This window comes from Aeromicrobium sp. YIM 150415 (assembly GCF_016918125.1).
GTDB lineage: Bacteria > Actinomycetota > Actinomycetes > Propionibacteriales > Nocardioidaceae > Aeromicrobium > Aeromicrobium piscarium.
In genome coordinates, this window is the sequence record NZ_JAERWM010000010.1 from 30,514 (window position 1) to 51,043 (window position 20,530).

Genomic DNA, 20,530 nt, shown 5'->3' on the forward strand with positions numbered 1-20,530 from the left:
GGGCGGTGAGCTACGCACGTCTCCCCGCGTGGGGCGGTGGGCTACGCACGTCTCAGAAGCGCGGAGAGGTGTCTCATCCACCGCTCACGATCGAGAACGGAGGCCTCAGCACCGCCCGCGATCAGAGCAGCTTCTCGATATCCGGCGCGATCGACTCGGGCTTGGTCTGCGGCGCGTAACGCTTGACGACCTCGCCCTCGCGATTGACCAGGAACTTGGTGAAGTTCCACTTGATGGCACCCCCGAGCACTCCGGACTTCTCGTCCTTGAGCCACCCGTAGAGCGGATGCGCGTCCTCGCCGTTGACATCGATCTTGGCGAACATCGGGAACTGGACGCCGAAGCTGGACTCGCAGAAGGTGGCGATCTCGTCCTCCGTGCCGGGCTCCTGGTGGCCGAACTGGTCGCAAGGGAAGCCCAGCACGACGAATCCTCGCTCGCGGTAGGTCTCGTACAGCTCTTCCAGTCCGGCGTATTGCGGCGTGAAGCCGCACTGCGAGGCGGTATTGACCACGAGCGCGACCTGGCCTCGGTAGTCCGCGAGCTGGCGCTCGGCGCCGTCGATCCCCGTCGCCGTGAAGTCATAGGCAGTCGTCATGGGGCCCAGGTTACTGTCCCCTCCCCGCCGCGGTACCTCATCAACCCCATCCGGAGTGGATGAGGTAGCAGGGCTACCGCGCCCGAGGACGAAGGGTTGACCAGCTACCGCCACGGGGCGGGAGATGACCGAAGGGCCGCACCCGTGCTGGGTGCGGCCCTTCGATGAGGACGATCAGGAGTCGCCGTTGTTGACGCCCCCGGGCATCGTCTTGTTGATCTCCATGAGGAACTCGACGTTGTTGGAAGTCTTCTTCAGCTTGCCGAGGACGAGCTCCAGTCCCTGCTGGCCCTCCAGGCCCGACAGCACCCGGCGGAGCTTCCAGATGATCGAGAGCTCGTCGCGTGCCATCAGCAGCTCCTCGCGACGGGTGCTCGACGCATCGACGTCGATGGCCGGGAAGATCCGCTTGTCCGCGAACTCGCGGCGCAGACGCAGCTCCCAGTTACCGGTGCCCTTGAACTCCTCGAAGATGACCTCGTCCATGCGGGATCCGGTCTCGATCAGCGCCGTGGCGAGGATGGTCAGCGAGCCGCCGTCCTCGATATTGCGTGCGGCACCGAAGAACTTCTTCGGCGGGTACAGCGCCGAGGAGTCGACACCGCCGGACATGATGCGGCCCGACGCCGGAGCGGCGAGGTTGTAGGCACGGCCCAGGCGGGTGATGCCGTCGAGCAGCACGACCACATCGTGGCCCAGCTCGACCAGGCGCTTGGCGCGCTCGATCGCCAGCTCGGCGACCGTCGTGTGATCGCCCGCGGGACGATCGAAGGTCGAGGAGATGACCTCGCCCTTGACCGTGCGCTGGAAGTCGGTGACCTCCTCGGGACGCTCGTCCACGAGGACGATCATCAGGTGGCACTCGGGGTTGTTCTCGGTGATGGCGTTGGCGACCTGCTGCATCACCATCGTCTTGCCGGCCTTGGGCGGGGAGACGATGAGACCGCGCTGGCCCTTGCCGATCGGCGAGACCAGGTCGATGACGCGACCGGTCAGGCCGCCGGCCTCGCCCTCCAGGCGCAGGCGCTCGGAGGGGTACAGCGGCGTGAGCTTGGAGAACTCGACCCGGCGCTTGGCGTCGTCGACCTCGAGCCCGTTGACCGAGTCGATCTTCACCATCGGGTTGAACTTCTCCTTGCGCTCGCCCTCACGGGGCTGGCGCACCTGACCCACGACGGCGTCACCACGACGCAGGCCGAGACGGCGCACGAGGGACATCGCGACGTAGACGTCGTTCTCGCTCGGCAGGTAGCCGGTGGTGCGGACGAAGGCGTAGTTGTCGAGGATGTCGAGGATGCCCGCTGCCGGCACCAGGACGTCGTCCTCGGTGTAGGTCGGCTCGGCCTCGAGCCCGCGGCCGCCACGGCCGCGCCCACGACGGTTGCGGCGGCGTCCGCCGTCGTCGTCGTTGTCATTGCCACGGTTGCCGCGGTTGTCGTTACCACGGTTGCCGCGGTTGTCATTGCCACGGTTGCCGCGGTTGTCGTTGCCACGGTTGCCCTGGTTGTCGTTGCCACGGTTGCTCTGGTTGTCGTTACCGCGGTTGTCGTTCTTGCCCTGGCCACCGCGCGACTGGTCGTTCTTCTGGCCGCCCTTGCCCTGGTCGCCGGACTGGTCGTTCTTGGACTGGTCGTTCTTATTCTGGTCGTTCTTCTGGCCGCCCTTGCCCTGGCCACCCTTGTTCTGATCGTTCTTGTTCTGATCGGCCTGAGGCTGGTCGTTCTTGGGCTGGTCGTTCCTGTTCTGGGCGTCCTTCTTCTGATCGCCCTTATCGACCGTGTCGTCCTTCGCCGGAGCGTCCTGCTTGTGCTCGCTCTCGGCGGCCGACTCGGCATCGCTCCGGCGCGTGGCGCGGCGGCGCGCCGGCTTGCTCTCGGCCGGGGCCTCGGCCGCGGCCGGCGCCTCAGCGGTCGTATCGCCCGACTCATTCGCGGCCTTCGCCTTCGGAGCCTGCGCCTTGGGAGCCTGAGTTGTGGGCGCCTCGGCCTTCGGAGCCTCGCCCCGCGCTTCCTTGATGGCGTCGATGAGCTGGCCCTTGCGCATCTTGGTGCCGTCGATCCCCAGGCCTGCGGCGATCTCCTGCAACTCGGCGAGCACCTTGCCGCCGAGGGAGCCGCCGGACTTGCGGGCTGTCTTCTTGGGCGCCGCGGTGGTCTCGGTGGTGCTGGTTTCAGTCACTCGGTTCAATCCTTCTGGACAGCCACGAGCCCACGGACCCACCCGGTGATCACACGCAGAGGCGGGAAGAATATTGACATGGGCCTGCCCGCATCTGACGGGCATATGAAGTGGCATTGCGCCGGGGAGATCGTCGTCTCGACTCCGACATTCACCACTGTAACACCCGATGCCCTCACGGTATTTCGTTCGGGGTGGTTTTTTGGTCGTGCCGGGCTCAGAGCAACCGTGTGCCGCGAGGGTCCACGCCGAGCTCAGCGGCCCACCAGCCCTCCGGAACGGCCCCGGCGATACCGTCGGCGAAGGCCAGCACGGTGGGGCCCGCACCGGAGATCACGGCGGGGATCCCCTCGACCCGCAGCTGGCGGACCAACCTATAGGAGTCCGGCATCGCCTGTGCACGGAAGGACTGATGCAACCGGTCCTCGGTCGCGGAGATCAGCCGCTCCGGCGCTGCGGTGAGCGCCGCGACCAGCAGTGCGGCACGACCGGCGTTGAACGCGGCGTCCCCGTGCGGAACGACGTCAGGGAGCAGCCCTCGAGCCTTCTCGGTGGACACCGCCTCACCCGGCACGAAGACGGTGACCGGGACATCGACGTCCAGACGCAGGCTCTCGGCGGCAGCGCCGTCGATCCACGCGATCGCGAGACCGCCGAGGAGGGCCGCGGCGACATTGTCGGGATGGCCCTCCAGATCGGTCGCCAGCTGGAGCATCGTCCGCGCGTCCAGACGCTCCTCGCCGCCGACCACCAGAGCCCTCGCCAACACGATCCCGGCGCTGATCGCCGCCGCCGACGAACCAAGCCCGCGGCCGTGCGGGATCGTGTTCTCGCAGACCAGCCGGAGGCCCTCGGGACGCTCTCCGAGCAGATCGAAGGTCGCGTCCATCGCCCGCACGATCAGATGCGACTCGTCGCGCGGGACGTCGGCGGCACCTTCGCCGCTGACCTGGATCTCCACACCGCCGGCGGTGGCCTCGGCGGTCACCAGGTCGCCCATCGTCAGGGCGAGACCGAGCGCGTCGAATCCCGGGCCCAGGTTGGCGCTGGTGGCCGGTGCGTGCACACGCACCGGCTTTCGGGCGATGCTCATCGCAGGCCCGCCACCTCGGCGGCAGCCTCGACCGTCGGTTCGATGACCTCGTCGACGATGGAGTCGATCCGCGAGAGGGGGGTGTCGATGTCCTTGAGCCCGTGGCCGGTGACCGTCACGGCGATCACCTGCCCTGACGGCACCTCACCGGCCTCCGCGGCCGCGAGAAGACCCGCGATCCCGGCTGCGGAGCCGGGCTCGACGAAGATGCCCTCTTCGGCACCGAGACGACGCTGGGCGTCGAGGATCTGATCATCGGTGACCGCGTCAATCCGTCCGCCGGACTCGTCCCGGGCGTTCTCGGCGAGCTGCCAGGAGGCGGGATTGCCGATGCGGATCGCCGTCGCGAGGGTCTCGGGCTCGCGCACGATCTCTCCGCGCACGATCGGTGCGGCACCGGCGGCCTGGAAGCCCCACATCGCGGGGCGAGTGCTCGCGATGCCCGCATCGGCGTACTGCCGGTACCCCATCCAGTAGGCCGAGATATTGCCCGCGTTGCCGACGGGCAGCACGTGCAGGTCCGGGGCCCGGCCGAGGACGTCGACGATCTCGAAGGCCCCGGTCTTCTGGCCCTCCAGCCGCATCGGATTGACCGAGTTGACGAGTGCGACCGGGTAGTCCTTGGCGAGTCCCCGGCTGATGTTCAGACACTCGTCGAAGCCACCGCGGACCTGGATGATCTCGCCTCCGTGCATGACCGCCTGCGCCATCTTGCCCGCGGAGATCTTGCCGTGCGGGACGAGCACGATCGGCGTCAGCCCCGCGCGAGCGGCATAGGCGGTCATCGAGGCCGACGTGTTGCCGGTCGACGCGCAGACGACCGCCTCTGCGCCTTCACCCTTGGCAGCGGAGATCGCGACCGTCATGCCGCGGTCCTTGAACGAACCGGTCGGGTTGTCGCCCTCGACCTTGACGAACACCTCGCCGCGAACGATCTCGGAGAGCCAGGCCGAGTGAATGAGCGGTGTGCCGCCCTCACCGAGGGTCACGGTGGGAGTCTCCTCGCCGAGGGGAAGCCAGTCCCGGTACTCGGCGATGACCCCGCGCCAGGGCTGTGCCATCAGGCCACTCCTTCCACGCGCATGACCGAGGAGACACCGCGCACCATGTCGAGATCGCGCAGCCGGTCGATGGTCGCCGACAACGCGGCGTCTTCGGCCTCGTGGGTGACGACGACGAGCTGGGCGTCATCGCCGTGACCCTCCTGGCGCACGGTCTTGATCGAGACATCGTTCGCGGCGAAGGCCTGGGCGACCGCCGAGAGCACGCCCGGACGGTCGTCGACATCGATCGCGACGTGGTAGCGGGTGCGGGCACGCCCGATCGGCACGATCTCATGCTGGGCATGCACCGTCTCCCCCGCCCCGCGCACCCCGGCGAGCCGGTGCCGGGCGACGCTCACGACATCGCCGAGCACGGCGCTGGCGGTCGGTGCGCCACCGGCACCGGGTCCGTAGAACATGAGCTGGCCGGCGCCCTCGCTCTCGACGAAGACGGCGTTGTAGGCACCGCGGACACTCGCGAGCGGGTGCGAATCGGGGATCATCGCCGGATGCACGCGGGCCGACACCTCACCGGAGGGCCCGAGCTCGCAGATCGCGAGAAGCTTGACGACCGAGCCGATCTCCGCGGCGGAGCGGACATCGGCGGCGGTGACATCGGTGATGCCCTCGCGGTGCACGTCGGAGATCGTGACGCGGGTATGGAAGGCGAGACCGGCGAGGATGGCGGCCTTCGCCGCGGCGTCGAAGCCCTCGACATCGGCCGTCGGGTCCGCCTCCGCGTACCCGAGACGCTGCGCCTCGTCGAGCGCGTCGTTGAAGCCCGCGCCGGTGGTGGACATCGCGTCCAGGATGAAGTTGGTCGTGCCATTGACGATGCCGAGCACGCGTGTCACGCGATCGCCCGCGAGGGAGTCGCTCAGGGGACGCACGATCGGGATCGCGCCGGCGACGGCCGCCTCGTAGTAGAGATCGCGCTCGGCCTTCTCGGCCGCCTCGTAGAGCGTGGCACCGTCCTCGGCGAGGAGCGCCTTGTTGGCGGTGACGACCGAGGCGCCGTTCTCCAGCGCCGCCAGGATCAGACCTCGTGCCGGCTCGATGCCGCCGATGACCTCGATGACGACGTCCAGATCGCCGCGCGTGACCAGGCTCATCGCATCGGTGGTGAAGAGATCGTCGGGGACGTCGAGGTCACGGCGTCGGCCTTCGCGGCGGACCGCGATGCCCACGAGCTCGATCGGCGCGCCGACGCGCTGGGCCAGCTCGTCGGCGTCGCCGGTGAGGACTCGTGCGACCTCCGTACCGACGACACCGCAACCGAGCAGAGCGATGCGCAAGGGACGTCTGGGGTCAGGCGAGGTGGTCACGGCCCCAGCCTATCGGCGTGTCTCACGGCGCGGACCCGATGCCCCGCATGTGGGATGGCCTGGTTTCCGCGAGTGGTGCGGATCCACTTCGAAACAAGCTCACCTACCGGCGCGACCTCGCAGCCGTCGCCACCGGTGTCGCCCTCCAGGAGGCGGGGACGGCGAGGACCGCGACCACGAGGCCTACGAGGAACACGGTGATGAACGGCGTCGCTTCGCCGATCGTCACGAGCCAGCCGAACAGACCGCTGCACACCGCAAGACCGAGTGCATCGGCGACCGCATCGCTGGTCTGCATCGAGGCGCTGTTGCGTCCCTCCTCCCCCACGGCCGAGTGCTCCAGCAGCAGCGAGCTGAGCGCCGGCATCGCGAGCCCCATGCCCAGGCCTCCGAATGCCCACCCGGCGGCGATGACCGGCACCGGCACGCCGGTGACCGGGATGAAGAGGACCGAGACCAGCGCCACGATCACGCTCATCACGCCGAGGCGGACTCTCCACGAGGGCATCAGCCACCGATCCGATGCCCACGCGCCGGCAAACCAGAAGAGCGCCGTCGAGGTGAGGAAGAGTCCGGCGAGGGTCGGAGTGAGGTCGCGCAACCGCACGAGGGCGAGTGGCACGAAGGACTCGGTCGCCAACAGTCCCGTTCCCAGCAGACTGCGAGTCGCGATCACGCCGGGCAGCCCGCGCGCCGCCCGCAGGGTGCCCGCCGGCAACAACGGCACCGCCGCGACAAGGGCCACGACGAATCCGGTCGCCACCAGGACCTGCCACCCACGCACGTCACGCTGTCCGCCGATGGTCACGGCGAAGACGGCCACCGCGGCCGCCGCTGAACGAAGGATCCGGGCCCAGGGCACGGCGGTCGCGTCGTCGCCGTGGGAGGAGGGCAGCGCGGGCCTCAGCAGCACGAGAGCGCCGGCGGCCACGAGAGGCACCCCCAAGAAGACCCACCGCCATCCGACATGCTCGGCGACCGCACCGGCGATGACGGGACCCACGACCGCGGGCAGCACCCAGGCGCTCATCAGGACGACGAAGGCCCGCGGACGCAGGTGCGCGGGGAAGGCACGGGCGACCAGAACGTACAACGCCACCGAGACGAGCCCCGCTCCGATCCCCTGGAGCGCACGTCCCGTCACGAACCACTCCATCGTCGGCGCGGCGCCCGCGAATACGAGCCCCACGACGAAGACCAGCACGCCGGTGGCGATCGGGCGGGCGTGCCCGTGCCTGTCGCACCACCAGGCGGCGCACGTCATCGCGGCGATCCCCGTCGCGGCCGGGGCGGCGAAGGACACCGCATACCAGGACAGTCCGTCGAGTTCGACGGCGACGACCGGGAGGGCCGTCGCCACCGCGAAGGTCTCGAAGGCGACGAGGAAAGCGACACTGAAGAGTCCGACGACCTGCGGCAGGTAGCTGGTCTCGCGCCACCGGACCCGCCTCTGCATCGTGGTCATCGCACGACCCGAACCAGCCAGACATCCAACTCGTGAGGACGCGGAGGCGGGGGCACGGGCGGTGTTCTTCTCATCATGGCTCCGATGGAATAACCTCGACCTTGGTTGAGGTCAAGGAGGACCATGACACATCGCTCCATCCGCCAGCAGGAGCTGACTCCGGGCGAGCTGTCGCAGCGCGCGGGGGTGAGCGTCTCGGCACTGCACTTCTATGAACGCGAGGGGCTCATCGAGAGTCGTCGCACCGCGGGCAATCAACGGCGCTATCACCGCGACGCCCTGCGCCGCATCGCGTTCATCCGGGTCTCACAGAGCGTCGGCATCTCACTGTCGCGGATCGGCGATGCCTTGGACTCACTGCCCGCGGACCGCACGCCGACGAAGGCCGATTGGTCGCGGCTCAGCCGGGGGTGGCGCGACGAACTGGACGAGCGCATCGCCACACTCGAGCGTCTGCGTGACGATCTGGACGGCTGCATCGGCTGCGGATGCCTCTCCCTGGCCAGATGCACGCTCTACAACCGCGACGACTCCCTCGCCGCCGAGGGCCCCGGTCCGCGCCGGCTCCCCCCAGCCCACCTCCCGTGATCCCGGTCACACCGAGTTTTGGCCGGTTGTCGCCCTTCCTGGCCGTGGGAAAGGGCCACAACCGGCCAAAAGTCGCGCGTCACCGCGGGCCGGCCGGAGGGGTTAGCCGAGGTCGAGGGCGAGGAGATCGTCCTCGGTCTCGCGACGCAGCAGCAGCCGGGCCTCGCCCTCACGCACGGCGACGACGGCCGGGCGAGGGACGTGGTTGTAGTTGCTCGCGAGCGAGCGGCAGTACGCCCCGGTCCCGGGTACGGCGAGCAGGTCCCCCGCACCCACGTCGGACGGCAGGTACTCGTCCTTGACGACGATGTCGCCGCTCTCGCAGTGCTTGCCGACCACCCGGCTCAAAGCGGGCCCCGCATCGGAATCGCGCGAGGCGAGCGTGCAGGAATAGTCGGCGCTGTAGAGCGCGGGACGGATGTTGTCGCTCATGCCGCCGTCGACCGCCACATAGCGCCGCGAGCTGCCGCCATCGAGCGCGACCGTCTTGGCGGTGCCGACCTCGTACAGCGTGAACGTCGAGGGACCGGCGATCGCCCGCCCCGGCTCGATCGACACGTGCGGCACGTCGATATCGAGCGCGGCGCACTCGTCGTCGATGATCTTGAGCATGCCCCGCGCGAGGTCGGCGGGCGGCAACGGATCGTCCTGCGTCGTGTAGGCGATGCCGAACCCGCCTCCGAGATCGAGCTCCTGGCCCGCGACGCCGAGCTCACGCGCGATCTCGGCGTGCAGACGCAGCACGCGCCGCGCCGCGACCTCGAAACCGTCGGTCACGAAGATCTGCGAGCCGATATGCGAGTGCAGGCCCCGGAAGTCGATCCCCGGGACCGCGAGCACGCGCCGCACCGCCTCGAAAGCGTCGCCCCCCGCGATCGAGAAGCCGAACTTCTGATCCTCGTGCGAGGTGGAGATGTACTCGTGGGTGTGCGCCTCGACGCCGGCCGTGACCCGCACCATGACCGATGCCGTGACACCGAGCTCGGCCGTCAGCGTCGCCAGCCGGTCGATCTCCTCGAAGGAGTCGATGATGATGCGACCAACACCGGCCTGGAGCGCACGCCGCAACTCGGCCGAGGACTTGTTGTTGCCGTGCAGTCCGATGCGCTCGGGCGGGAACTCGGCCCGCAGCGCGACCGCGAGCTCACCGCCGGTGCAGACGTCCAGAGACAACCCCTCCTCCGCGATCCATCGGGCCGCAGCCACACAGAGGAATGCCTTGCCCGCGTAGTACACGTCCGCATCGGGAAAGGCATCACGGAAGGCCCGGGCGCGCGAACGGAAGTCGTCCTCGTCGAGGACGTAAAGGGGCGTGCCGAACTCGCGTGCCAGCTCGTCGACGGAGAGACCGGCGACGGTCAGGACACCGTCGACCTTGCTGACGTTCTCCGCCCACAGCGGCGCCACCAGGCCGTTGACGTCATCGGGATGACGCAGCCAGGCGGGACCCCGGTCACCGGCCTGTCCGTGCAGGGCCCCTGCCTCGTGTGCGCGCATCAGGTCACATCCTCTCCGGAGCGTCGACCCCGAGGACGGCGAGACCGTTCGCGAACACCTGGCGGGTGGCGGCCACCAGCACGAGACGGGCCCGGTGCACGTCGCTCGGCTCCTCGTCGCCCTGCGGGAGGACCCGACACACGTCGTAGAACTTGTGGAAGGTGGACGCGGCCTCCTCCAGGTACCGAGCCACCCGATGCGGTTCACGCAGTTCGGCCGCCTGGGCGATGAGACGAGGGAACTCCGCGAGCGAGCGCAACAGGTCGCCCTCACGGTCGGTCGACACGAGCGCCGGGTCGAAAGACTCCAGAGTGGGCGTGAGACCGAGGTCGGCGGCGTTGCGGAGGATCGAGGACAGCCGCGCGTGGGCGTACTGCACGTAGTAGACGGGGTTGTCGTTGCTCTTGCGCGTCATCTCGGCGACATCGAGGGTGAGCGGCGAGTCGGCCGGGTAACGGATGAGCGTGTACCGCAGCGCGTCGACGCCGATGAGGTCGATGAGCTCGCGCAGCGTCACGATCGTGCCGGCGCGCTTGCTCAGCTTGAGCTCGTGGCCGTCCTGCAGGATCTTGACCAGCTGACCGATGAGGATCTGGATCTGCTCGCCGGGGGTGTCGCCCACACAGGCGGCCATGGCCTGGAGCCGGCCGACGTAGCCATGGTGGTCGGCACCGAGCAGATAGATGCACGGGTCGAAACCGCGGTCCCGCTTGTCGACGTAGTAGGCGGTGTCGGAGGCGAAGTAGGTGAGTTCGCCATTGGAACGCAGGAGGACCCGGTCCTTGTCGTCGCCGAAGTCGGTGGTGCGCATCCACGTGGCCCCGTCGGACTCGAACAGCCGACCCTCCTCGCGGAGGCGATCGAGGCCGCGCTCGACGGCATCCGAGTCGTGCAGGGACCGCTCGGAGAACCACACGTCGAAGTGAGTGTGGAACTCCTCCAGCTCGCTGCGCTGCTCGGCCAGCTGCATCGCATATCCCTCCTCGCGGAAGGCGAGGAGCTGCTCGTCCTCGGGGAGCTCGAGGATGCCCGGATGGGCCGCGACGACCTTCTGCGCCAACTCGGCGACATAGTCACCGTGATAGCCGTCCTCAGGAGGCTGCTGACCGTGTGCACGGGCCTTCAACGAGGCGCCGAACTTGTCCATCTGGTTGCCGCGGTCGTTGATGTAGAACTCATTGGTCACCTCATCGCCGGCGGCGCGCAGCACACGCGAGAGCGCGTCGCCGACGGCGGCCCAGCGGGTATGACCGAGGTGCAGTGGGCCGGTCGGGTTGGCGCTGATGAACTCCAGGTTGACGCGGCGGCCCGTCGACGGCGCGTGTCCGTACGACTCCCCCGCCTCGAGGACCTGCCGGGCGATCTCACCCTGTGCGGCGGCCGCCACCCGCACGTTGAGGAAGCCGGGCCCCGCGACGTCGACCGCCGCGATGCCCTCGGCGGCGCCGAGGCGGGCAGCGATCAGCTCGGCGATCTCGCGCGGCGGGCGGCCGGCCTGCTTCGTGAGCTGCATCGCGACATTGGTCGCGTAATCCCCGTGCTCCTTGACCTTGGGCCGCTCGACACGGACGGTGTCCGGCACCCCGGCGCTGAGCGCCAGGGAGTCGTCGTCGACCAGGGACTGCAATGCGGCGACGATCGCCGCGGAAAGCTGCTCGGGAGTCACCGCCCCAGCCTACCGACGGCTCAGGTGTCCCCGGCCTGTCGGTCGGCGATGGCACCCTCGATCGTGGCGACGAGCGCATCTGGCTCGAAAGGCTTGGTGACATAGGCATCGACCCCGGCCCGGTCGGCGGCCGTCACGTCGTAGTGCTGACCCTGGGTCGTGACCATGACGATGGCGAGTCGGTCCCATCGCCGATCGGAACGGATCCGCTGCACGGCGGCCAGTCCGTCCATGCGCGGCATCATCATGTCCATCGTCACCGCGTCGGGCGGCGGATCGGTGACCGAGAGCATCTCCAGGGAGTCCAGGCCGTCGAAGGCCTCGACGACATCGTGGCCCGCCAGCTCCAGATTGGTGCGGATGAGGAACCTGATCGACGGGGTGTCGTCGACGACGAGGACAGTGGCCACCGGCCCACCGTAACGGAGGAGGCATGCGGTAGGCTCGCATTCGCACGGCCCCCGTAGCTCAGGGGATAGAGCACCGCCCTCCGGAGGCGGGAGCCTAGGTTCGAATCCTAGCGGGGGCGCCGCTGCATGAGGCCCCTGATCAGCGGTGATGCTGATCAGGGCCTCTCTCATTCCTCAGCCCAGACCGCCGCCGCCGAGCGGCCGCGCAGGTCCTTCCGTGTGACTGAGGAGCCCCGGTTCTGCCGCGCCGGCCGCCACAACCAGCCGATTCAGCCGAGACGCGCGACGATGGTGCCGTAGGTCACACCCGCTCGCTCGGGCCGACGTTCCCGGTGGGCTTGGAACCGATGAGAGGTGCGAACGCATGTCCGTTGAGCTGTCGTACGCCGCTGGTCCCACCGACACTCCCCTGCTCGAGGAGACCATAGGAGCCGCCTTCGAGCGCATCGCCGATCTCCACGCCGACCGCGAGGCGCTGGTCGATATCGCGAGTGGACGTCGATGGACCTGGGCCGAGCTGGACGCCGCCGTCGATGACATCGCCCGGGGTCTCCTCGCGGCCGGTATCGAGAAGGGCGATCGAGTCGGGATCTGGGCTCCCAACTGTCCCGAGTGGACCATGACGCAGTTCGCGACCGCCAAGATCGGAGCGATCCTGGTCACGGTCAATCCCGCGTATCGGACCCACGAGTTCGCCTACGCGGTCCATCAGTCCGGCATGCGTCTCCTCGTGAGCGCGACGCATTTCAAGACGAGTGACTACCGGGCCATGGTCGACAGCACACGTGCCGACTGCCCCACGCTCGAGCGCGTGGTCTACCTCGACTCCGAGGACTGGGCAGCGCTCATCGACGAAGGGCGCTCACTCCCCGCCCCGGCGATCACCGAACGGATGTCCACGCTGTCCGCGACCGATCCGATCAACATCCAGTACACGAGCGGAACCACGGGCTTCCCCAAGGGCGCGACCCTCAGCCATCGCAATATCCTCAACAACGGCTACTTCGTCACCGACACGATCGACTTCACGGAACAGGACCGGCTGTGCATCCCGGTGCCCTTCTACCACTGCTTCGGCATGGTGATGGGCAATCTGGGGTGCGTGACCCACGGCTCGACGATGGTCATCCCCGCGCAGGGCTTCGACCCCACCATCACCCTGCAGGCGGTCCAGGACGAACAGTGCACTGGCGTGTACGGCGTGCCCACGATGTTCATCGCGATGCTCAACCATCCGGACTTCGCCTCCTTCGACCTGTCGAGCCTGCGCACGGGGATCATGGCCGGTGCGCCCTGTCCGGTCGAGGTGATGAAGCGGTGCATCGCCGATATGCACATGGACGAGGTGTCCATCGCCTACGGCATGACGGAGACCTCGCCGGTATCGACACAGACCCGGGGCGATGACGATCTGGAACGACGTACTGCCACCATCGGCCGAGTGGGACCGCATCTCGAGATCAAGATCGTGGACCCGTTGACCGGTGAGACGCTCCCTCGCGGAGAGACCGGCGAGTTCTGCACCCGCGGGTACTCGGTGATGCTCGGATACTGGGATGACGAAGCGAAGACCGCCGAGTCCATCGACCACGAGGGCTGGATGCACACCGGGGATCTGGCGCAGATGCGCGACGACGGTTACTGCGTCGTCGTCGGCCGGATCAAGGACATGGTGATCCGCGGAGGCGAGAACATCTACCCTCGCGAGATCGAGGAGTTCTTCTACGCCCACCCCGATATCGAGGATGTCCAGGTCATCGGCGTCCCCGATGAGCGCCTCGGTGAGGAACTGTGCGCCTGGATCCGCATGCGGGAGGGCACGGAACCTCTCGACGAAGCATCGGTCCGCGAGTACGCGGAGGGCAGGCTGGCGCATTACAAGATCCCGCGCTACGTCAAGATCGTCGACGACTTCCCGATGACGGTCACGGGCAAGATCCGCAAGGCCGAGATGCGGGAGAGCTCGGCACGGGAGTACGGACTCGCCTGAGAGCAGCCCATGGGCCGCACCTGCGGTCGAGCGGCCCGACAGGCACACTGCGAGACATGAGGCTGCTGTTGATGTCCGACACGCACGTGCCGACGCGAGCGCGCGATCTGCCCGATCGCCTATGGGCCGAGGTCGATGCAGCCGATGTGGTGTTCCACGCCGGCGACTGGATGGATCTCGCACTGTTCGAGCGTCTCGAGGAGAGATCCGCCCGGCTCGTCGCTTGCTGGGGCAACAACGACGGCGACGATCTGCGCGCACGGATGCCCGAACGAGCCGATGTCGAGCTCGACGGTATCCGCTTCACGGTGGTGCACGAGACCGGGGCGTCGAAGGGCCGCGAGAAACGTATGGCCGTGCAGTACCCGGACACCGACATACTGGTCTTCGGCCACAGCCACATCCCGTGGGACACGGTCGCCGACAACGGCCTGCGACTGCTCAACCCCGGCTCCCCCACGGATCGCCGACGCCAGCCGTACTGCACCTACATGACCGCGACCATCGCCGACGGACAACTGCGCGACGTCGAACTCCACCGGCTCTAGTGGTCCGTCGACTTGTGCGATGGCGCGAGGTGGCTAGCGTCGGTGGCAGACGTCCAACTCATCTGGGAGGCAACCATGCCCACACGCCACGCACGCACCGCTTGGGACGGCGGATTCGAGGACGGATCCGGACAAGTCGAGCTCACCGACTCCGGTCTCGGCACCTTCGAGATGTCCTTTCCGAAACGTTCCTCCGAGGACGGTGGCGGAGCGACCAATCCCGAGGAGCTCATCGCCGCGGCGCACTCGTCCTGCTACACGATGCAACTGACCGCGCTGCTCGGCCAGCGCGGTGCGACGCCGATCAGCATCGAGACCTCGGCAGCCGTCACCCTCGGCCCCGACCCCGAGGGCGGTTTCAAGATCAGTCGTATCGACCTCACGGTCCGCGGCGAGGTCGACGGCATCGACGAGGCCGGCTTCGCCGAGGCGGCCGAGGAGGCCAAGGCCGGCTGCCCGGTCAGCAAGGCCCTCGAGGGCGTCGACACCATCACCTTGGACGCCGCGCTCGAGACCGCGTGACGCACTCCACTCGTGGCTCCATGGGCCGCGAGGAGGAGACGAGTACGATGCTCAGGGCCCACTCGTGGGCCCTGAGTTCTCGTTTCTAAGGAGAGGGCATGTCGGTCACCGACGTGGACCTGAGCGCGTTCGACACCCCCGGTAGGGGGCGCGGCCTGCTCGATGTGTTCCGCCGTCGCTATCTGCTGCGACTGCTGGTACGCAAGGGCACCGCCACGCGCTACCGCAACTCCGTGCTTGGCTGGACGTGGTCGTACGTCAAGCCCGGCGTGCAGTTCGGGGTGTACTTCTTCATCGTCGGCATGGTCCTGCAGATGCACCGCGGAGTGGAGTACTTCCCGGTGTACCTGTTCTCCGGGCTGATCCTCGTCAACTTCTTCAATGAGGCCTTCGGCAACGCCACCAACGCGATCGTCGAGAATCGCGCGCTGGTCCGCAAGATCTATCTGCCACGTGAGCTGTTCCCGGTATCGGCGATCCTCGTCGCGCTCATCCATTTCATCCCCCAGATCGCGATCCTGCTGGTGATCGTGGTGATCCTCGGCTGGGTCCCCACTTTGGCCTCCGTGGGCATCGCGCTGGCGGCCGTGGCGATGATCGCCACCTTCGCCCTCGGGCTGGGCATGATGTTCGGTGCGGTCAACGTCCGATTCCGCGATGCCCAGAATTTCGTCGAGATCATCCGCATGGTCTCGATGTGGAGCACGCCGACCTTGTACACCTGGGTACTGCTGCGCGATGTCCTACCGGGGTGGGCCTTCGGCATCTACTTCTCCAACCCCCTCTCGATCGGTGTCGAGATGTTTCACGAGGCTTTCTGGGCGCCCGTCATCTCCACCGAGGCGGCCTGGCCGCCCCATGCTCTCCTCATGTGCGCCGTCGCCGTGACCCTCTCCCTGCTCACCGTCGTCGTCGGCCAGCTGATGTTCCGTCACTTCGAGCGTTCCTTCGCCCAGGATCTGTGAGGCCGATGTCCGACCCCGCCCTGCCCAGCATCATCGTCGACGATGTCACCAAGCACTTCCTGAAGCGCAAGACCCACTCGCTGAAGGAGGCCTTCGTGACGTGGGCCAAGCGCAAGCCGGTCCGCGCCGATCGCTTCATCGCCCTCGACGGGGTGAGCTTCTCCGTCCCGGAGGGCGAGGCCGTCGCCGTCCTCGGGCTCAACGGCTCGGGCAAGTCGACGACGCTCAAGCTCATCTCCGGCGTCCTGGAGCCGGACGAGGGCCATGTCTACACCCGCGGCCGGGTCGCCGGACTCATCGAGGTCGGCGCGGGCTTCCATCCGGATCTCTCCGGTCGCGAGAATGTCTACCTCAACGCGGCGATCCTCGGGATGAACCGACAGCAGATCGAGGAGCGCTTCGACGACATCGTCGAGTTCTCCGAGATCGGCGATCACATCGACCAGGAGGTCAAGCACTACTCCTCGGGCATGTTCATGCGTCTCGCGTTCTCCGTCGCGATCCACGTCGATCTGGACATCCTGCTCGTGGACGAGGTCCTCTCGGTCGGCGACGCACCGTTCCGGGCCAAGTGCGAGAAGAAGATCGCCGAGCTCACGGCGGAGGGTGTCACGATGCTCGTGGTGAGCCACAGCCTCGGCATGGTGCAGAAGCTCTGCACCCGCGGCATCGTCCTGCACAAGGGCAAGAAGGTCTTCGACGGCCCCATCAGCGAGGCCGTCGCACGGATCAAGTGACGGCTCGTCGCGAGGCGCCTACCGCTCACCGACCCGCCCTGCGGCCCTGCCTGCAGACCATTGGTCTTCCGCGCTAGAGTTGTCGGGACTTCACCCACTCCTCAGCACACTCCGGAAGAGGCGATTCAGGCCGTGGCCGAGTCCTCCACCACAACGTCCAATTCCGACGCCCAGTCCCCCGACTTCGGAGCCAATGAGTGGCTCGTCGAGGAGATGTACGAGCGGTTCGCCAGCGATCCGTCGTCGGTCGACTCCCAATGGGCGGACTTCTTCCGCCAGGGCAACTACGCGGGCGAGCAGAACGGGGCCGCGTCGAACGGCGCCGCGGCCAAGCCCGACTCGGTCGCCGAGAAGGCCGCAGCCTCCCCGACCCCCACCACGCAGCCGGCCGACAAGACGGCCAGTGGCGAGCGCGCGCAGACGCGCGTGCCCGATAAGGACACCGCCGCGACTCCCCCGGCTGCCAAGAGCACCGAGCCGAAGGCCACTCCGACCAAGAAGAGCGGCACGCCCAAGGCCGCGCCTGCTGCCGCCCAGCAGCCGCAGGGCCCTGGCGAGGTGGAGAAGGTCGTGCTGAAGGGCGCTGCCGCCCGCACCGCCACCAATATGGACCAGAGCCTGTCGGTCCCCACCGCCACCAGCGTGCGCTCGGTTCCGGTCAAGTTGCTGTTCGACAATCGCATCGTCATCAACAATCACCTCGCCCGGGCCCGCGGTGGCAAGGTCTCGTTCACGCATCTCATCGGCTTCGCGGTCGTGCAGGCGATCAAGGCGATGCCGGAGATGAACATCGGCTTCGAGCACAACGACAAGGGCAAGCCCGTCCAGCTCAAGCCCGAGCACATCAACTTCGGCCTGGCCATCGATCTGCCCAAGCCCGACGGCACCCGCCAGCTGCTCGTGCCGAGCATCAAGGCCGCCGAGACCATGGACTTCGCCCAGTTCTGGTCCGCCTACGAGACGATGGTCAAGAAGGCTCGCGACGGCAAGCTCGAGGTCTCGGATTTCCAGGGCACCACCGTCAGCCTCACCAACCCCGGCGGCATCGGCACCAATCACTCGGTGCCGCGCCTGATGGCCGGCCAGGGAGCGATCATCGGCGTCGGATCGATGGAGTACCCCCCGGAGTTCCAGGGCGCCTCGGAGCACACCATCGCGCAGATGGCGATCTCCAAGATGATGACCCTGACCTCCACCTACGACCATCGCGTCATCCAGGGCGCCCAGTCCGGTGAGTTCCTGAAGCGCGTGCACCAGCTGCTGCTCGGCGCCGACGGGTTCTACGAGGACGTCTTCCGATCCCTGCGCATCCCCTACGAGCCGATCCGCTGGGCTCAGGACATCGCGGTCAGCCACGATGACCAGCTCCACCGCCAGTCACGGGTGCTCGAGCTCATCCACGCGTTCCGGGTCCGCGGCCATCTCATCGCCGACACCAACCCGATCGAGTACAAGATGCGCACGCATCCCGATCTCGACACGGCCTCGCACGGTCTGACGCTGTGGGATCTGGACCGGGAGTTCGCCACCGGCTCGTTCGGCAACGCCTCGGGCAAGTCGCTCATGAAGCTGCGCGAGATCCTGGGCATCCTGCGGGACTCGTACGTCCGCACCATCGGTGTGGAGTACATGCACATCCAGGACCCGGGCGAGCGCGAATGGTTCCAGGACCGCCTGGAGCGTCCGCACGTCAAGCCCCCGCGCAGCGAGCAGTTGCGCATCCTGCAGAAGCTCAACCAGGCCGAGGCCTTCGAGACCTTCCTGCAGACCAAGTTCGTCGGGCAGAAGCGCTTCAGCCTCGAGGGCGGCGAGACCACCATCCCGGTGCTCGACGAGATCGCCTCCGGTGCCGCCGCCGACGGCCTCTCCGAGGTGTGCATCGGCATGGCCCACCGCGGCCGGCTGAACGTCCTGGTCAACATCGCCGGCAAGGACCCGAGTCAGGTCTTCCGCGAGTTCGAGGGCAATATCGACCCGCGTACCGTCCAGGGTTCCGGCGACGTCAAGTACCACCTGGGCGTCGAGGGCGAGTTCACCTCGTCCAAGGGCGACAAGGTCAAGGTCTCCGTCGCGTCGAATCCCTCGCACCTCGAGGTCGTCGACCCGGTGCTCGAGGGCATCACGCGGGCCAAGCAGGACCGGCTCAACCGCGGCGAGGAGTTCCCGGTGCTGCCGGTCCTCGTCCACGGTGACGCCGCCTTCGCCGGTCAGGGCGTGGTGGCCGAGACCCTCAACCTCTCGCAGCTGCGCGGCTACCGCACCGGCGGCACGATCCACCTGATCGTCAACAACCAGGTCGGGTTCACCACCAGCCCGTCGTCATCGCGCTCCTCGACGTACTCCACCGATGTCGCGCGCATGATCCAGGCGCCGGTCTTCCACGTCAACGGCGACGATCCCGAGGCCTGCATCCGGGTGGCGCAGCTCGCCTATGAGTACCGCCAGACCTTCCACAAGGACGTCGTCATCGACCTGGTGTGCTACCGCCGCCGAGGCCACAACGAGGGCGACGACCCGAGCTTCACGCAGCCGCTGATGTACGACACGATCGAGAACAAGAAGTCGGTGCGCAAGCTCTACACCGAGGCCTTGGTCGGTCGCGGCGACATCACGATGGAGGAAGCCGAGGAAGCCCTGGCGGACTACCAGAAGCGTCTGGAGTCGAACTTCGCCAAGGTCAAGGACGCCACCGAGATCCCCGACTACACGCGGATCCCCGAGTACCCGGCCAAGCCCTTCGAGAGCGGCTACGTCACCGCGGTCTCCCCCGAGGTCCTCAAGGCCGTCGCGGACGCCTACACGACGGCGCCCGAGGACTTCACGGTGCACCCGAAGGTGATGCCCCAGCTGCAGCGCCGGGCCCAGTCGATCACGGCCGGTCCCATCGACTGGGGCACCGGCGAGATCATCGCCATGGGCTCGCTGCTCCTCGAGGGCCGTCCGGTACGCCTCGCGGGCCAGGACTCGCGTCGTGGCACCTTCTCCTCGCGCTTCGCCGTCATCATCGACCGGCACAATGCCGCCGAGTGGACCCCGCTGTCGCACGTCGGCGGGGACCAGGGCACGTTCTACATCTACGACTCCCTGCTGAGCGAGTACGCCGCGCTCGGCTTCGAGTACGGCTATTCGGTGGCTCGTCCCGAGGCACTGGTGATGTGGGAGGCGCAGTTCGGCGACTTCGTCAACGGCGCCCAGTCGGTCATCGACGAGTACATCTCCTCCGGCGAGACCAAGTGGGGCCAGAAGTCCGGTGTCGTGCTGCTGCTGCCGCACGGCTACGAGGGTCAGGGCCCTGACCACTCGTCCGGTCGCATCGAGCGCTTCTTGCAGCTCGCCGCGAACGACGAGATGCGCATCGCCCAGCCGTCCACGCCCGCGTCGTACTTCCACCTGCTGCGCAAGCAGGCGATGGAGGCCGATCACCGTCCGCTCATCGTCTTCACGCCCAAGCAGCTGCTGCGGCGCAAGGCAGCGACCAGCATGCCCGATGACTTCACCCGCGGCGAGTTCCGTCCGGTGATCGCCGACGACGTGGCCGAGGCCTCGACCGTCGAGCGCGTGATCCTCACCTCTGGTCGTGTCGCGTATGACCTGCTCGACGAGCGCAAGAAGCGCGAGGACTCCCGCACGGCGATCGTCCGCGTGGAGCAGCTGTACCCGCGCCCCGAGAAGGAGATCCTCGCCGAGATCGCGAAGTACCCGAACGCCGCCGAGGTGCGCTGGGTGCAGGACGAGCCGGAGAACCAGGGACCGTGGCCGTACTACGCGCTGCACCTGCGTGACCTGCTCGGTCTGCCCTTCACGGTCGTCTCGCGCCCGGAGTCCAGCACGACGGCGGTCGGCTCGCACGCTGTCCACGTCACTGAGGCGCGCGATCTGATGGACCAGGCCTTCGCCTGAGCGGA

At 67.8% G+C, this 20,530-nt stretch carries 16 protein-coding genes and 1 tRNA gene; 8 read left to right on the forward strand and 9 right to left on the reverse strand.

The genetic code is table 11. The annotated features are described in order from the left end of the window. Window positions 1-121: 121 nt before the first annotated feature. From JL108_RS05785 to JL108_RS05810, 6 genes are all read right to left on the reverse strand, one after another. Window positions 122-598, reverse strand: a complete 477-nt coding sequence (locus JL108_RS05785) for a glutathione peroxidase (protein WP_143911714.1) — start codon at window positions 596-598, stop codon at window positions 122-124. A 174-nt stretch (window positions 599-772) separates the two neighbouring features. Then, entirely contained in the window at window positions 773-2,776 is a 2,004-nt protein-coding gene (gene rho, locus JL108_RS05790) for a transcription termination factor Rho (protein WP_307837200.1), read from the reverse strand. A gap of 217 nt (window positions 2,777-2,993) precedes the next feature. Then, window positions 2,994-3,869 carry a homoserine kinase gene (thrB, locus tag JL108_RS05795; RefSeq protein ID WP_205197475.1) on the reverse strand — a complete coding sequence of 292 codons (876 nt, stop codon included), beginning with the start codon at window positions 3,867-3,869 and terminating at the stop codon, window positions 2,994-2,996. Then, entirely contained in the window at window positions 3,866-4,930 is a 1,065-nt protein-coding gene (gene thrC, locus JL108_RS05800) for a threonine synthase (protein ID WP_143911717.1), read from the reverse strand. Before thrC ends, thrB begins: the two co-directional genes overlap by 4 nt. Beyond that, window positions 4,930-6,237, reverse strand: coding sequence for a homoserine dehydrogenase (locus tag JL108_RS05805; protein WP_205197476.1), 1,308 nt, complete (start codon window positions 6,235-6,237; stop codon window positions 4,930-4,932). Before JL108_RS05805 ends, thrC begins: the two co-directional genes overlap by 1 nt. A gap of 103 nt (window positions 6,238-6,340) precedes the next feature. Then, complete coding sequence (locus JL108_RS05810; protein WP_205197477.1) at window positions 6,341-7,702, reverse strand: MFS transporter; 1,362 nt, start codon at window positions 7,700-7,702, stop codon at window positions 6,341-6,343. A 123-nt stretch (window positions 7,703-7,825) separates the two neighbouring features. Between JL108_RS05810 and soxR the strand changes: the two genes are divergently transcribed. Then, a complete protein-coding gene (gene soxR / locus JL108_RS05815) occupies window positions 7,826-8,290 on the forward strand; it encodes a redox-sensitive transcriptional activator SoxR (RefSeq protein WP_205197478.1) in 465 nt (154 codons plus the stop codon). Between the two features lie 102 nt (window positions 8,291-8,392). Here the strand turns inward: soxR and lysA are convergent, their stop codons facing one another. Genes lysA through JL108_RS05830 form a run of 3 tightly spaced genes read right to left on the reverse strand, consistent with a single transcriptional unit; the run spans window position 8,393 to window position 11,863 of the window. Next, the gene (gene lysA, locus JL108_RS05820; RefSeq protein ID WP_374190844.1) at window positions 8,393-9,790 is read right to left on the reverse strand and encodes a diaminopimelate decarboxylase; all 1,398 of its coding nucleotides are present in this window, start codon (window positions 9,788-9,790) and stop codon (window positions 8,393-8,395) included. A gap of 1 nt (window position 9,791) precedes the next feature. Then, window positions 9,792-11,453, reverse strand: coding sequence for an arginine--tRNA ligase (gene argS / locus JL108_RS05825; RefSeq protein WP_205197480.1), 1,662 nt, complete (start codon window positions 11,451-11,453; stop codon window positions 9,792-9,794). Between the two features lie 20 nt (window positions 11,454-11,473). After that, on the reverse strand, window positions 11,474-11,863 hold the full coding sequence (locus tag JL108_RS05830) for a response regulator (RefSeq protein WP_205197481.1): 390 nt from the start codon (window positions 11,861-11,863) through the stop codon (window positions 11,474-11,476). Between the two features lie 47 nt (window positions 11,864-11,910). On the opposite strand from JL108_RS05830, the gene JL108_RS05835 reads away from it, so the two are divergent. The 7 genes from JL108_RS05835 to JL108_RS05865 all read left to right on the forward strand — a co-directional run bounded on the left by JL108_RS05835 (window position 11,911) and on the right by JL108_RS05865 (window position 20,525). Further along, a tRNA-Arg gene (locus JL108_RS05835) sits at window positions 11,911-11,982 on the forward strand. A gap of 245 nt (window positions 11,983-12,227) precedes the next feature. Beyond that, entirely contained in the window at window positions 12,228-13,853 is a 1,626-nt protein-coding gene (locus JL108_RS05840) for an AMP-binding protein (RefSeq protein ID WP_205197482.1), read from the forward strand. Between the two features lie 56 nt (window positions 13,854-13,909). Continuing rightward, window positions 13,910-14,401 carry a metallophosphoesterase gene (locus JL108_RS05845; RefSeq protein WP_205197483.1) on the forward strand — a complete coding sequence of 164 codons (492 nt, stop codon included), beginning with the start codon at window positions 13,910-13,912 and terminating at the stop codon, window positions 14,399-14,401. 75 nt (window positions 14,402-14,476) lie between these two features. Then, window positions 14,477-14,923, forward strand: coding sequence for an OsmC family peroxiredoxin (locus tag JL108_RS05850; protein WP_143911724.1), 447 nt, complete (start codon window positions 14,477-14,479; stop codon window positions 14,921-14,923). A gap of 98 nt (window positions 14,924-15,021) precedes the next feature. Next, window positions 15,022-15,888, forward strand: coding sequence for an ABC transporter permease (locus tag JL108_RS05855; protein WP_205197484.1), 867 nt, complete (start codon window positions 15,022-15,024; stop codon window positions 15,886-15,888). A 5-nt stretch (window positions 15,889-15,893) separates the two neighbouring features. Continuing rightward, window positions 15,894-16,625 (forward strand): ABC transporter ATP-binding protein, encoded by a 732-nt coding sequence (locus JL108_RS05860; protein ID WP_143911726.1) that lies wholly within the window; start codon window positions 15,894-15,896, stop codon window positions 16,623-16,625. 213 nt (window positions 16,626-16,838) lie between these two features. After that, window positions 16,839-20,525 carry a multifunctional oxoglutarate decarboxylase/oxoglutarate dehydrogenase thiamine pyrophosphate-binding subunit/dihydrolipoyllysine-residue succinyltransferase subunit gene (locus JL108_RS05865; RefSeq protein WP_374190845.1) on the forward strand — a complete coding sequence of 1,229 codons (3,687 nt, stop codon included), beginning with the start codon at window positions 16,839-16,841 and terminating at the stop codon, window positions 20,523-20,525. Window positions 20,526-20,530: the final 5 nt, after the last annotated feature.